General features: G+C 72.0%; 13 protein-coding genes. 12 read left to right on the top strand and 1 reads right to left on the bottom strand.

Annotated features, from left to right (window positions below; translation table 11 throughout):
* Positions 1–4 precede the first annotated feature (4 nt).
* The 12 genes from ACYVIP_RS42680 (at position 5) to ACYVIP_RS42735 (ending at position 12,187) form a co-directional block, all read left to right on the top strand.
* Positions 5–1,618, top strand: a complete 1,614-nt coding sequence (locus ACYVIP_RS42680; protein ID WP_460406825.1) for an AMP-binding protein — start codon at positions 5–7, stop codon at positions 1,616–1,618.
* The gene (locus ACYVIP_RS42685) at positions 1,615–2,019 is read left to right on the top strand and encodes an FAS1-like dehydratase domain-containing protein (protein WP_460406826.1); all 405 of its coding nucleotides are present in this window, start codon (positions 1,615–1,617) and stop codon (positions 2,017–2,019) included. The genes ACYVIP_RS42680 and ACYVIP_RS42685 overlap by 4 nt, the downstream gene beginning before the upstream one ends.
* Positions 2,016–2,420, top strand: a complete 405-nt coding sequence (locus ACYVIP_RS42690; RefSeq protein WP_460406827.1) for a MaoC/PaaZ C-terminal domain-containing protein — start codon at positions 2,016–2,018, stop codon at positions 2,418–2,420. Before ACYVIP_RS42685 ends, ACYVIP_RS42690 begins: the two co-directional genes overlap by 4 nt.
* Before the next feature lie 5 nt (positions 2,421–2,425).
* Positions 2,426–3,316: an amidohydrolase family protein gene (locus ACYVIP_RS42695; protein WP_460406858.1), complete on the top strand. Its 891-nt coding sequence runs from the start codon at positions 2,426–2,428 to the stop codon at positions 3,314–3,316.
* On the top strand, positions 3,317–4,810 hold the full coding sequence (locus ACYVIP_RS42700; protein ID WP_460406828.1) for an FAD-dependent oxidoreductase: 1,494 nt from the start codon (positions 3,317–3,319) through the stop codon (positions 4,808–4,810). It begins immediately after the preceding gene.
* A 40-nt stretch (positions 4,811–4,850) separates the two neighbouring features.
* Positions 4,851–5,555, top strand: coding sequence for an IclR family transcriptional regulator (locus tag ACYVIP_RS42705; RefSeq protein ID WP_460406829.1), 705 nt, complete (start codon positions 4,851–4,853; stop codon positions 5,553–5,555).
* Positions 5,556–5,767: 212 nt separating this feature from the next.
* Entirely contained in the window at positions 5,768–6,715 is a 948-nt protein-coding gene (locus ACYVIP_RS42710; protein WP_460406830.1) for an ABC transporter permease, read from the top strand.
* A complete protein-coding gene (locus ACYVIP_RS42715) occupies positions 6,712–7,611 on the top strand; it encodes an ABC transporter permease (RefSeq protein ID WP_460406831.1) in 900 nt (299 codons plus the stop codon). The genes ACYVIP_RS42710 and ACYVIP_RS42715 overlap by 4 nt, the downstream gene beginning before the upstream one ends.
* Positions 7,608–8,639, top strand: coding sequence for an ABC transporter ATP-binding protein (locus ACYVIP_RS42720; protein ID WP_460406832.1), 1,032 nt, complete (start codon positions 7,608–7,610; stop codon positions 8,637–8,639). The genes ACYVIP_RS42715 and ACYVIP_RS42720 overlap by 4 nt, the downstream gene beginning before the upstream one ends.
* Complete coding sequence (locus ACYVIP_RS42725; protein WP_460406833.1) at positions 8,632–9,693, top strand: ABC transporter ATP-binding protein; 1,062 nt, start codon at positions 8,632–8,634, stop codon at positions 9,691–9,693. Before ACYVIP_RS42720 ends, ACYVIP_RS42725 begins: the two co-directional genes overlap by 8 nt.
* Before the next feature lie 53 nt (positions 9,694–9,746).
* Positions 9,747–11,273 carry an ABC transporter substrate-binding protein gene (locus ACYVIP_RS42730; protein WP_460406834.1) on the top strand — a complete coding sequence of 509 codons (1,527 nt, stop codon included), beginning with the start codon at positions 9,747–9,749 and terminating at the stop codon, positions 11,271–11,273.
* Between the two features lie 17 nt (positions 11,274–11,290).
* Positions 11,291–12,187, top strand: a complete 897-nt coding sequence (locus ACYVIP_RS42735) for an SDR family NAD(P)-dependent oxidoreductase (protein WP_460406835.1) — start codon at positions 11,291–11,293, stop codon at positions 12,185–12,187.
* Between the two features lie 6 nt (positions 12,188–12,193).
* On the opposite strand, the gene ACYVIP_RS42740 is transcribed toward ACYVIP_RS42735, so the two are convergent.
* A complete protein-coding gene (locus ACYVIP_RS42740; protein ID WP_460406836.1) occupies positions 12,194–13,849 on the bottom strand; it encodes an FAD-dependent oxidoreductase in 1,656 nt (551 codons plus the stop codon).
* Between the last annotated feature and the right edge of the window lie 81 nt (positions 13,850–13,930).

Below are 13,930 nucleotides of genomic sequence, written 5' to 3' on the forward strand. Positions count from 1 at the left end.
TTCGGTGAGCACGACGATGAGTGTCGCGGCGGCGCTGCGCGCGGCGGGCGAGGCGGCCGCGGCGGCGCCCGCGGTCGTGCACGGCGACCGGGTACTCAGCCACGCGCAGCTGCACGACCGCGCGAGCCGGGTCGCCTCGGCGCTGGCCGACCGCGGCGTCCGGCCGGGGAACGTGGTGGCCGTGGCGCTGTACAACAGCCCGGAGTACCTGGAGACCGTGCTCGCGGCGTTCCTGCTCGGCGCCGTGCCGGTCAACATCAACTACCGGTACCAGGAGCCGGAGCTGCGGTATGTCCTGGAGTACACCGAGGCCGTGGCCATCGTCCACGACGAGAGCCTGGCCGAACGGATCGGGAACGTCGCGGCCGAGCTCCCCCGGCTCACCGCGGTGCTGCGGGTCGGCGAGTCCTACGACGACTCCTACGACGACGTCGCCACCACCGGACCCGCACTGTCCACTCCGGACCAGGACAGTCCACACGGGATCATCCTGCTCACCGGCGGCACCACCGGCCGGCCCAAGGGCGTGATCTGGGACCGCGACGGCCTGCTCGGCATCCTGACCTCGGTGTTCCGCCAGCACGGCGTCACCGTGCCGACGACCCCGGACGAGGTACGGACCGCGGTCGGCGCGCTGGCCGACCGGGACGGCACCCCGGTGGTGCTGCCGATGTCGCCACTGATGCACGGCACCGGGTTCTTCCACGCGATGCGCACGCTGCTCGGCGGCGGGACCGTCTGCTTCTGTACGTCGCGCTCGCTGGACGGGCACGAGGTGTGGCGCGCGGTCCAGGGTCACCGGATCACCGAGATGGTCATCGTCGGCGACGCGTTCGGCCGGCCGCTGCTCACCGCGCTCGCCGAGGCCGAGGCGGCCGGTTCGCCATACGACATCACCAGCCTCAAGCGGATCACCAGCTCGGGGGTCATCTGGAGCGTCGAGGTGAAGCGCCAGTTGCTGGCCGCCGGGTCGATGACCCTGATGGACAACATCTCCGCGTCCGAGGGCGGGCCGTTCGGCGTCGCGGAGGCCAGGAGTACGGCCGACCTCGCGGACGGCCGGTTCGCGCTGTCGCCGGTGGCCAGAGTGCTCGACGAGCAGGACCGGGACGTGTTGCCGGGCAGCGGGCAGGTCGGCGTGCTGGCCAGTGCGGGCCCGCAGCCGGTGGGCTACCTGCACGACCCGGAGCGCACCGCGCGCACCTGGCGGGTGATCGACGGGGTGCGGTACGCGGTGCCCGGCGACCTCGCGTCCCTGGACGCCGACGGCAAGCTGGTACTGCTCGGCCGGGGCGACGGCGTGATCAACACCGGCGGGGAGAAGGTGTTCCCCGAGGAGGTCGAGCAGGCGCTGCTGGCGCACCCGGCGATCACCGACGCGGTGGTGTTCGGCACCCCGGAGCCAAGGTGGGGCCAGGTGGTCACGGCGATGGTCGCCCCGGCCGACGCCCTGACCGGGTTCTCCGACGAGCAGCTGACCGCCCACCTCGACGAGCGGCTGGCCCGCTACAAGCATCCTCGGCGGCTGGTGCGCGCCGAGGAGATCCCGCGCACCCCGGCGGGCAAACTCAACCGAGCGCTGGCGCGCGAGCTGGCGTCCCAGGAGGTCGCGTCATGACCGAGTTCCCGATCGAACGGGGGCACGTGCTCGCGTTCTCCCGCGCCGTCGGCGCCCAGCCGCCGCCGGATGACGGGGTGCCCCTCACGTTCCCCATCGCCTTCGCCCACTTCGACCAGGACTGGCCGCTGGTGATGCGGCCGGGACAGCCGTGGCACGGCTCGGGCGGCGAGGCGGGCGAGCGCCGAGGCGGCGGGGGCCTGCACGCCGAGCAGGAGTTCGAGTACTTCCGTCCGCTGCGCGTCGGCGAGACCCTGACCGTCCACAAGCGACAGGGCAGGACGTGGACCAAGGATGGCCGCTCCGGCGTGCTGGCCTTCGCCGAACGCCACACCGACTTCCACGACACCGACGGCGAACTGGTCGCCCGCACGACAACCGTGACGGTGGTGCAGAAATGAGCACGGTCAAGCTCGGGGAGACCGCACAGTCGGTCGTGGTCACGGACTTGAAGCGGACCCAGATCGCCATGTACGCCGGGGCGTCCGCGGACTTCAACCCGCTGCACACCGACGAGCCGTTCGCGACGAAGGTCGCGGGCAACCCCACGGTGATGGCGCACGGCATGCTCGTCATGGGCATGGCGGGCGAGGTGCTGGCCGACTGGTTCGGCGTCGCGAACGTGCGCCGGTACCGGGCCCGGTTCCTGGCGCCGACCTGGCCGGGCGACACCATCACGGTGACCGCCACGGTCGAGGCCGTCGCGCACGTGGACGGCGAGCGCCACGCGGAGATCACCCTCAAGGCCACCAGCGAGGACCGGACGGTGCTCACCGGCACGGCGACGGTGGTGGTCCCGTGACCGGCATCGAGCTGGACCGGATCGAGGCCATCGACGTGCACACGCACGTGCACCTCTCGGTCGCCGACGGTCCACAGGGGACCGAGACCGGCGGCGACGGGTTCGCGGCGATGGCGAAGTACTTCAAGGCGGGCAAGGTCAGCCGGTTCACCGTCCCCATGCTCGCCGACTACTACCGGGAACGGCGGCTGGCCGCGGTGGTGTTCACCGTCGACTCGGCGCACCTGACCGGCACGGATCCGCACCCGGCCAACGAGGAGATCGCCGAGCTGGCCGCCGAGCACCGCGACGTGCTCATCCCGTTCGCCAGCGTGGACCCGCACCGAGGCGCCGCGGGCGTGGCGCTGGCTCGCCGGCTGATCACCGAGTACGGCGTGCGGGGGTTCAAGTTCCACCCGACCTCCCAGGGCTTCTTCCCCGACGACCGGATGGCCTACCCGCTCTACGAGGTGCTGCAGGAGCACGGGATGGTCGCGTTGTTCCACACCGGACAGACCGGGGCCGGCGCCGGCCGGCCGGGTGGCGGCGGGCTGCGGTTGAAGTACTCCAACCCGATGGCCGTGGACGACGTGGCCGCCGACTTCCCCGACCTGAAGATCATCCTCGCGCACCCGTCGTTCCCCTGGCAGGACGAGGCGCTGGCGGTGGCCATGCACAAGCCGGGGGTGCACATCGACCTGTCCGGCTGGTCGCCCAAGTACTTCCCGCCCCAGCTCGTGCAGTACGCGAACACGTTGCTCAAGGACAAGGTCCTGTTCGGCTCCGACTTCCCGATGATCACCCCGGAACGGTGGCTGGCGGACTTCGCGAAGGCGGACTTCCGCGACGAGGTCCGCCAGCGGATCCTCAAGGACAACGCGGCCCGGCTGTTCGGCCTCGACGGGGCGGGAGGCTAGGTGCACTTCACCGGAGAGTTCGACGAGCACGTCGACGTCGCGGTGCTGGGGTTCGGCAACGCCGGCGCCGTCGCGGCGGTGACCGCGCACGACGCGGGCGCGCGGGTGCTGCTGCTCGAGAAGCAGCCCGCCGCCAACCACCGGCCCAACAGCCGCTACGCCGCCGGGTTCTTCCTCGTGCCCACCGACGTCGACCGGGCCTGCCGTTACCTCGCGGCCCTGTACGCGGTGAACGGTGAGCGGGTCAGCGAGGCGCTGATCCGGACCTGGGCCGAGCAGACCGCCGCCAACCCGGCGTGGCTCACCACGCACGGCGGCGACTACCGGGTCCTGGATCTCCACGGCGAGCACGACACCCTGCCCGACCACGACGCGGTCACCGTGTACCAGGCACTGCCGAGGACCCCGTACGCCGGTTGCCCGCTGCACGGCTTCCTGCGGTCGCTCGTCGACGACCGCGGCATCGAGGTCCGCCACGACACCGCCGCCACGGCGTTGCTGACCGGACCGGACGGCGAGGTCACCGGTGTCCGGGTACGCCACGGCGACACCGACACCACCATCGGCGTCCGGCGCGGGGTGGTGCTCGCGGTCGGCGGCTTCGAGGGCGACGAGTCGCTGAAACGCCAGTACCTCCCGGTGACCCCGGCGCACTTCTACGGCAGTCAGGACAACACCGGCGACGGCGTGCGCATGGCCCAGGAGATCGGTGCCGACCTGTGGCACATGAACACCTGGCCGGGGCATTTCGTCGCCCGGTTCGACGGCACCGGCTACGGCGGCGGCACCGGGATCGACCTGTGGGGGTCCGGGCGGTTCGGCCCGGCGCCGGCCGGCAACCCCGGCGCGATCTTCGTCGACGGCGCCGGCCGGCGCTTCCTCGGCGAGCCGGGCCGCCAGCACGCCGCCAACCTGGAGCTCCTCGCGATGGACGCGCGGGCGCTGACCCACCCGCGCGTCCCGACGTGGTGGATCTTCGACGACGCCCGGTTCACCAAGGGACCGCTGGTGCCCACGTACTCCGGCCCGGCGGGTCCGGTCGGGGACCACGCCTGGAGCGCCGACAACGTCGCCGAGCTCGAACGGGGCTGGATCCGCGACGGCTCGTCGATCCCGGAGCTGGCGAAGGCCTGCGACCTCGATCCGGACGCGTTGGCCGCGACCGTGGCGCGCTACAACGAACTGTGCGCCCTCGGCCGGGACGAGGACTTCGGCCGCGACCCGGTCACGATCACCCCGCTCACCGGTGACCGCTTCTACGCCGTGCCGCTGTGGCCCGGCGGGTCGCACACCGTTGGCGGACCGCGGCGCGACGAGCACGCCAGGGTGGTCGCGGTGGGTGGTGGCGCCGTGCCGAACCTGTACTCGGCCGGCGAGCTCGGCTCGATCCACGGCCTGCTGTACCCGGCAGGCGGCGCCAGCCTCGCGGAGTGCCTGGCCTTCGGGCGCCTCGCGGGCGCCGGCGCCGCAGCGAACCGGACGGGGGTGCGCTGAGGTGTCCCCACGCGTCGATAGGCTCGGAGAGGTGCCAGAGATGACCAGTAACGGCCGCGACAGCGACGGTCCAACCCAGGGCGGCTCGCTCACCCTCGACCGGGGGCTGCGGCTGCTCGAACTCCTCGCCGTCGAGGATCGCGACATGACGGTCGCGGAGCTGGCGAACTCCCTGGACGTGCACCGGCAGGCGGTGTACCGGCTGCTGGCCACGCTGCGCTCCCACCGGTTCGTGGCCGAGGGCGGCTCCGGCCGCTATCGGCTGGGGCTGGGCGTCATCCAGCTCACCCGGCAGGTCAACCACGAGCTGCGCCGGGCCACGGCCCCGCACCTGCGCCGGCTGGCCCACGAGCTCAGCGCGACCACGCAGTGCGTCGTGGCCGACGGCGGGGACGCGGTCGCGCTCACCGTGGTCGAGCCGCCGGAGTCGGTGTACCACCTCTCCCAGCACAGCGGCGCCCGGCACCCGCTCGACCAGGGCGCCAGCGGGCTGGCGATCCTCATGGCACGCAAGCCCACCCCGGCCGACGCGCCCGCCCTCCAGGACGCGCGCCGCGTCGGGTACGCCGTGTCCCGGGGCAGGCTGACCGCGGGCGCGGTCGGCGTGGCCGTGCCGCTGTTCGACGGCGACGGCCACTCGCTCGACGCCGCCATCGGCATCGTGTCGATGGCGGAGGTCGACGTCGAGCACGTGGCCAGGCGACTGACCGAGGCCGCCGAGCAGATCGCCAACGGCGACAGCTGACCCCACCGGGGACCGACCGCGAGGCCCGTGCCTCGCGGTGCTGCCGGCTGCCCTGGCGACGATGTGCCGCCGCTGGACCGCCTCCTTGACCTGGAGGTTTCCGCGATGCACAATGCTTTCAAAATTTGAACATTCAGTCCTATTATCGGACACTTCTTCGAACACGCAGCTCATCGCGTGTCTCTACCGCCCAGCGCCGGACGGAGAAGACAATGAACGCACGGATGGTCATCCGCCGGGTCGGCGGTGGGCTGCTCGTCCTCTGGCTGGTCTCCCTGCTGACCTTCCTCATGGTCAAGCTCATTCCCGGGGACCCGGCCGAGGTCATCGCGGGCGAGAACGCCACCGTCGCCGACGTCGACCGGATCCGCGAACAACTCGGCCTGAACCGGCCCGTGGTCGAACAGTACGTGTCGTGGCTGGGCGGAGTGTTCCGCGGCGACCTCGGGGAATCGCTGTTCACCGGCCGCCCGGTCACCACGAGCATCCTCGACGCCGCGCCGCCGACGCTGGCGCTCGCGCTCACCGCGATCGTGCTGGCGGTGCTCATCGGGGTCGGCGCGGGCGTGCTCGCCGGGCTGCGCCAGGGCACCTGGCTCGACCGGCTGATCTCGACCATCGCCACGCTGGGCATCGCGATGCCCAGCTTCTGGGTCGCGATGCTGCTGGTGTCGGTGTTCTCGCTGTCGCTCAAGTGGTTACCGGCGACCACCTACGTGCCGCTGGCGAACGGCTTCGGGCCGTGGCTGTCCCACATCCTCATCCCGGCGCTGGCACTGGGCCTGGCCACCGCGGCCGAGCTCGCCAGGCACACCCGCGGCTGCGTGGCCGACGTGCTGGCCAGGCCCTACATCAGAACGGCCCGTGCACGCGGCTCGACCACCACGCGGCTGGTGCGCCGGCACGTCCTGCGCAACGCCGCGATCCCGGTGGTCACCGTGCTCGGGCTGCAGACCAGCCGCCTGCTCGGCGGGACGATCGTCATCGAGGCGGTCGTCGGGATCAGCGGGCTCGGCTCGCTGGCCGTCAACTCGGTCCTGCAACGCGACTACCCCGTCATCCAGGGCTACGTGCTGTTCTGCGCGGTCGTCGTGGTGGTCATCAATCTCGTCGTCGACCTGGCCTACGGCTGGATCAACCCGAAGGTGCGCGCGTCATGAGCACGGAGTCGACAACCATCGCGGCGGACACTCCCCCGCAACCGCCCCCTCGGGCCCGGCCCCGCCGCGGTCAGGTGGTCCGTGCGGTGCTGCGCAAGCCGGCGGGCGCCGCCTCCGTGGGGTTCGTGGTGCTGCTCGCGCTGCTGGCGCTGCTCGGCCCGCTCATCACCCCGCACAACCCGGACGCCCAGGACCTCGCCATCCGCTTCACCGGCCCGAGCTGGACCCACTGGTTCGGCACCGACGACTTCGGCCGGGACGTGCTGAGCCGGATGATCGAGGCGTCCCGGATCACCATCCTCGCCCCGTTGATCTCGGTCGGCATCGCGGTCCTCGTCGGCCTGCCGGTCGGCATGCTGGCCGCGATCCGCGGCGGCTGGGTCGACGCCGTCGCCGGCAGGCTGGCCGACACGGTGCTGGCGCTGCCCGCGCTCGTCGGCGCGCTGGCCATCGTCGCCATCCTCGGCCCCGGCCTGGTCACCACCATGATCGCCGTCGGCATCATCTTCACCCCGACGATGTTCCGGGTGGTGCGCGGCGCCTCGGTCGCGGTGGCCGAGGAGACGTTCGTGCGCTCGGCGACGGCCATCGGGTCCTCGCGCCGCCGGATCCTGGTGGTGCACGTCCTGCCGAACATCGCCGCGCCGGTGATGGTCCAGGTGACCATCCTGATGGGCGTCGCGCTGCTGGTGGAGGCGAGCCTGAGCTTCCTCGGCCTCGGCGTCCAGCCGCCGGACGCGAGCTGGGGGTCGATGCTCGAGGCCGCCTACGCCAACCAGTTCAAGGCGCCGTTCGCCGTCGTGCCGCCGGGGGTGGCGATGGTGCTCACGGTGCTGGCGTTCAACACGATCGGCGACGCGATCCGCGACGCGGTCGGCATCAGGAGGCGCGCGTGACCGCGACCGCAAGCCCCGTCGACGGCGACGCGCCGGTCGGCACCCCGCTGCTGTCGGTCGACGGCCTGACCATCGACCTGCCCGGCCAGCCAGGCCTGGTCGACGACGTGCGCTTCGACCTGCACCGCAAGCGGTCCCTGGCGTTGATCGGCGAGTCCGGCTGCGGCAAGAGCCTCACCTCGATGGCGATCCTTGGCCTGCTGCCGCCCGGGATGTCGGTGCGCGCCGGTTCGGTGCGGTTCGACGGGGTGGACCTGCTCGCGGCCGGCGAGCGCGACCTGCGCCGAGTTCGGGGCGGCCCGGTCGGCATCGTGTTCCAGGAACCCATGAGCAGCCTCAACCCGACGATGACCGTCGGTGACCAGATCGCCGAGGCGCGGCGGATCCACCTCGGCGAGCGCAAGGCGACCGCGCTGCGGGCCGCGGCGGCGCTGCTGGACCGGGTGGGGATCCCGAACGCCCAGCAGCGGATCAGGTCCTACCCGCACGAGCTGTCCGGCGGCATGCAGCAGCGGGTGATGATCGCGGCCGCCATCGCCTGCGACCCACGGCTGGTCATCGCGGACGAGCCGACCACCGCGCTGGACGTGACGATCCAGGCCGAGATCCTCGAACTGCTCCGGGACCTGCGGCGCGACCTCGACCTCGCGGTCCTGCTGGTGACCCACGACCTCGGCGTGGTCGCGGACTTCTGCGACGACGTGGTGGTGATGTACGCCGGGCACGTGGTCGAGCGGACCTCGGTGCACGGCCTGTTCTACGAGCCGAGGCACCCGTACTCGAGCGCGCTGCTGGCCTCGGTGCCCCAGGCCGGGCGGCCACGGACCCGGTTGACCGTCATCCCCGGCCGCGTGCCGCCCGCCGGCCGGTTCCCCGCCGGGTGCCGGTTCCAGCCGCGCTGTGCGCACGCGGCGCCGGAGGAGTGCGGGCTACCCCAGCCGGAGGCCGAGCTGGCCGGCGGCCATCGAACCCGGTGCGGCCGGGTGGCCGACGGCGCCGTGACGCTGCGGGGGGTGTCCCGTGGCTGAGCAGGAGGACGTCGAGCAGGAGGTGGCCAAGGAGGAGGTCGTCGTCCGGGCCACCGGTCTGGTGAAGAGCTTCCCGCTGACCAGGACCGTCCTTGGCCGGCCGCTGCGGACGGTGCGGGCGGTCGACGGCGTCGACCTGACCGTCGTCGCGGGCACCACGCTGGGGCTGGTCGGCGAGTCGGGTTCGGGCAAGACGACGGTCGCCCAGCTGATCGCCCGGCTGACCGAGCCGGACGAGGGCAGCGTCGAGGTGCGCGGCACCGACGTCACCCGGGTGCGCGGCAAGGCGCTCAAGGGTGTCCGCGAACAACTGCAGTACATCTTCCAGGACCCGTACGGCGCGCTGGACCCGACGAAAACCGTCGGGCACGCGGTCACCGAGCCGTTGCTGGTGCACGGCCGGGTCTCCCGCCGCGACCTGGCCGACCACGCCGGGCCGCTATTGGAACGGGTCGCGCTCGACCCCGAGTTCGCGTTCCGGCGCCCGGACGAGCTGTCCGGCGGGCAGCGGCAGCGGGTGTGCATCGCCAGGGCGCTGGCGCTGTCGCCGAGCGTGCTGATCGCCGACGAGCCGACCTCGGCGCTGGACCTGTCGACCCGATCGGAGATCCTCAACCTGCTGATGGACATCCAGCAGGACAGCGGTCAGGCGGTGGCGCTGGTCTCCCACGACTTCGCCACCGTCCGGCACCTTGCCCACCGGATCGCGGTCATGTACTTCGGCCGGATCGTCGAGGAGGGCACGGCGGCCGAGGTCGCCGAGTCGCCCGCCCACCCCTACACCAGGGCCCTGCTGTCGGCGGTGCCCGTGCCCGACCCCGAACGGCAACGGTCCCGGCAACGCACCATCCTGCACGGCGACCTGCCCGACCCGGCGGCGCCACCGGCCGGCTGCCGGTTCCGCAGCCGATGCCCGGTGGCGATGGACGTCTGCGCCACCGACGACCCGCCACTGATCCCGATCAGCCCCACCCGCCGGGTCGCCTGCCTGCGCCACGAGCCCGCCGCGCCGCCGTCGCCGGCCCGCGCCCCCGACCGGGCGGCGACCCGATGACCGAACCCCTTCTCCCGGCGAAAGCCCCACAGCTGACCAATGGAGGTCACCCCATGAGACAACGCATCCTCCGGACCTGCGCCCTGGTGGCCACGGCCGCACTGGCGCTCGCCGGCTGCGGCGGCGGGACGGACGCGGCCGGCGACGGCGCGTCCGACCCGAACGCGATCTTCCGCTACGCGGTCCCCGGCATGCCCACCTCGTTCGACCCCCGGCTGGCCGCGCCGCTGGACCCGGTCTTCCTGGACGTGGTGTACGAGAGCCTGGTCGGGCGGACCCCGGCCGGTGAGCTCCAGCCGGGACTCGCGACCGAGTGGGAGTTCTCCGAGGACCACACCTCGCTCACGCTCACCCTCCGCGAGGGCGTCACCTTCCACAACGGCGCGCCGTTCGACTCCGCCGCGGTCGTCACCTCCCTGGACACCTTCCGGGAGAAGGGCGCGCAGGCCGCGTCGCTCAGGACGGTGAAGAAGGTCGAGGCGCTCGACCCGCACTCGGTGCGGATCGACTTCTCCCAGCCGTCGGGCTACATGCTCAACATCCTCGCCGGCGAGGCGGGCATCATCGTCGAGCCGACCGCGCTCGCCGATCCCGACCTGGGCACCAAACCGGTCGGCACCGGCGCCTTCGAGCTCAGCGGACTCCAGCAGGGCAAGATCACCTTCACCAAGTTCGACAAGTACTGGGACGCCGAGAACACCACCATCGGCGGAATCGAGATGACGGTCTTCGCCGACGAGCCGACCCGGCTGCGCTCGGTCGTGTCCGGTGAGATGGACGGCTCGACGATCTCGGCCGGGCAGATCGAGGAGGCCGAGGCCAGCAGCCTGTCGATCGTGCGCGGCCCGAACAGCACGATCAACGGGATCCTGTTGAACACCAAGGCACCCGAGTTCGACAAGCCGCTCGTGCGCAAGGCGCTGATGTACGCCATCGACCGCGAGGCGATCAGCACGAGCCTGTTCGACGGCGGCTGCACGCCGACGGTCCAGCCGTTCAGCAAGGGGTTCTGGCCCAACGTGCCCGACCTCGACGACGCCGGCAAGTACCACGACGTCGAGAAGGCCAAGCAGTTCCTCGCCGAGGCCGGGCTGCCGAACGGGTTCTCCTTCGAGCTGGTCAACGGCCCCAACACCACCTACCAGGACCTCAGCCAGATCCTCCAGGCACAGCTCAAGGAGGTCGGCCTGAACGCGAAGGTGCGCACGCTGGAGTTCAGCCAGATGATCCAGGACCGCCGGACCGGCAACTTCAGCGCGGCGGTCTCGCTGCTGCAGGTCGGCAGGCCGGACCCGAGCCAGTTCGTCGCCGACTTCTACCTGCCGGGCGGCGGCTACAACGCGGGCGGCTTCTCCCTCGACGGCGTGGCCGAGCTGCTCGCGGAGTCCCGGGCCAGCAGTGACGAGCAGGAGCGGCAGGGCCCGACCCGGCAGATCATCGCCGACGTCTTCGAGGCGGGCCCGCCGGTGATCCCGGTGTGCGGGGTGCAGTGGGTGGCCGCCTTCGGCCCCGGGGTGACCGGGTTCGAGGTGCCCAAGTTCGGCGACTACAACTTCGCCTCGATCAAGATCAGCCGTTGACCGCGGGAGGACGAGAGATGCGCGACGAGATCGACCTGACCGGCAGGGTCGCCGTGGTCACCGGATCGGGACGGGGGCTCGGCCGCGCCTACGCCGAGGCCCTCGCCCGCTCCGGGGCCGCGGTGGTGGTCAACGACCTGGACCCCGAGGCCGCCGCCGACGCCGTCGAGGCCATCACCTCGGCGGGCGGCACGGCCGTCGCGCAGGTGTGCGCGGTCGGCACCGCCGAGGCCGCGGACGCGCTCGTCGAGTGCGCGGTGAAGGAGTTCGGCCGCCTGGATGTCATGTGCACCAACGCGGGCGCGTTGCGGGACCGCACCCTGCTGAAGCTGACCGACGACGAGCTGGACCTGGTGCTGGACAGTCACCTGCGCGGCACCATCACCTGCGGCCGGGCCGCCGGGCGGCGGTTCCGGGAACAGGGCGAAGGCGGCCGGCTGATCCTCATCGGCTCGCCCGCCGGCCAGTCCGGCGGCTTCGGCCAGACCGCCTACGCCGCGGCGAAGGCGGCGATCATCGGCCTGGTCCGCGTGTGGTCGGTGGAACTGGCGAAGATCGACGTCACGGTGAACGCCGTGGTGCCCAAGGCCCTGACCAGGATGGCGGCCACCATCCCGGCCCTGGCGGACATCGTGTCCAAAGTGGAGGCCGGCGAGCCGGTGCCCCGGGAGCTGCGCCGCCAGGGCACCGGCACCGTCGAGGACGTCACGCCGCTGGTCGTCTACCTCAGCGCACCGGAGTCGGCGGCCATCACCGGCCAGTACTTCAGCTTCGGCGGCGACCGGTTCGCGATCTGGGCCCACCCGACCGAGTCGTTCGTGACCCACCGGGACGGCGGCTGGACCCCCGCCCAGCTGGCGGCCGACTTCGCCGAGTACGCCCAACACCTGCAACGCCACCCGAAGGCGAAATAGCGCCGGTCACCGCCGGCCGATGACCCGCATGTAGGCGGTGCCCAGCATCCGGCGGGGGTCCTTGCTCAGCCCGATCCCCGTCGGACGTTGCCGGCATCGCCAGGCGACGATGCCGTCCGGCCTGGCCAGCAGTGCGCCGTCGGGTGCGAGTCCCGCGCGGGCGGCCCAGATGCCGTCCTCGTCCACGGCGTCCACCCCGTCGCCGGCGGGGCCGATGCGGTAGACGGTGAACTTGGCGCCAAGGCGGGCACCGACCTGGGTGGCCGCCGAGCGCCATGCCTCACCGTCGCGCCCGACGAGGAGCACGAAGCCGTCGCCGAGCAGATCCAGGGTGGAGACGGTCTCCCCGTCGCGCTGGACCCAGGCGTGCGGCACCCGGGTGCCGGGACGGCCGTCGAACACCATCTCGTCGATCGACAGCGGCTTGGCCAAGGACTCGTCCTCGGGAACGACCGCCGGGGACACGTACTGCTGCCCGCCGCCAGTCATCCTGGGGACGGAGGTCTCCATCTGCCCCAGGTGGGACAGATCGTTGTCGTGCAGGACGGACTCCTCGGCGAACTCGAGGGCGATCGGCCGCCGTTCGGCGTCGTAGGTGGACAGTAGGGACGGGTCCGCCTTCCCTGCCCGCACGGCGGCGATCTTCCAGGCCAGGTTGTGCGCGTCCTGGACGGCGGTGGTCGCGCCCTGCCCACGCCACGGCGGCATCCGGTGGGCGGCGTCGCCGAGGAGGAACACCCGGCCGTCGGCGAACGTGTCCGCCACGGTCACCATCGCGGTCCACGGCAGCACGCTCCGGACGGTGATGTCCAGCCCGTCGACACCGATCGCGGCGGTCACCAACTCGGCGACCCGTTCCGGCGTGTAGTCCTCGAGCGGTGGCCCGTTCTCGATGTCTCGGAACACCAGGAAGATCCACCGGTCCTTGTTGTTCACCGGCCCGAGAACGCCGTAGATATCCGGACTCTTGATGACCGCCGCGTTGAACTCCCGGTCGCGCACCAGGTCGGCGAGGTCGGCCTCGATCAGGATGTTGAGCATGTGGCTGTACGGCCCGCCGATCTTGGCCGGAATGCCGAGCTGTTCCCGGAGCTTCCCGTTGGCGCCGTCGGCGGCCAGCAGGTACTCGGCCCGGACCGTGCGCTCGTCACCGCTGGCACGATCGACGATCGTCGCCGACACCCCGGACGCGTCCTGGGTGAAGCCGGTCAGCTCGGTGGCGAACCGGACGTCGACGCCGCGCTCGCGCGCCGTCTCGAGCAGGATCGGCTCCAGGACGTCCTGGGTGCACCGCAGCGGGCCGGTCGGGCTGATGTCGAGCAAGCCACCGGGGCCGAACGCGAACTCCATGCGCGCTTCCTGGGCGACCTCGCGCTCCGCCGGCGAGATCGCGTCGAGCGCGGCACGCAGGGACACCCCGCGCGGTTGACCGAAACTGGGCGCGAGCGCCGCACCGCCGGCACTGATCCGCTCCTGAAGGCCGAGCTCGCGGTACAGCTCACCGGTCCGGCCGAGCATGCCGCGCGCCCTCGGGTAGATCGAGGTCGTCTCGTGCCGTTCGACCAGCGTGCTCGCCACGCCGTGGCGAGCAAGGAACAACGCGCTCGTCAGCCCCGCGATCCCACCGCCCACGACCAGCACCGGCGTGTCGATGTCTGCCATGTTCCGTACCTTTCGCCGAAATAGAGGACGCTGCGTATTCAACGGAACCGACAGTAGCGCGCTCAGCTAGAGGACGCAACG

Source organism: Actinophytocola sediminis, assembly GCF_054779715.1.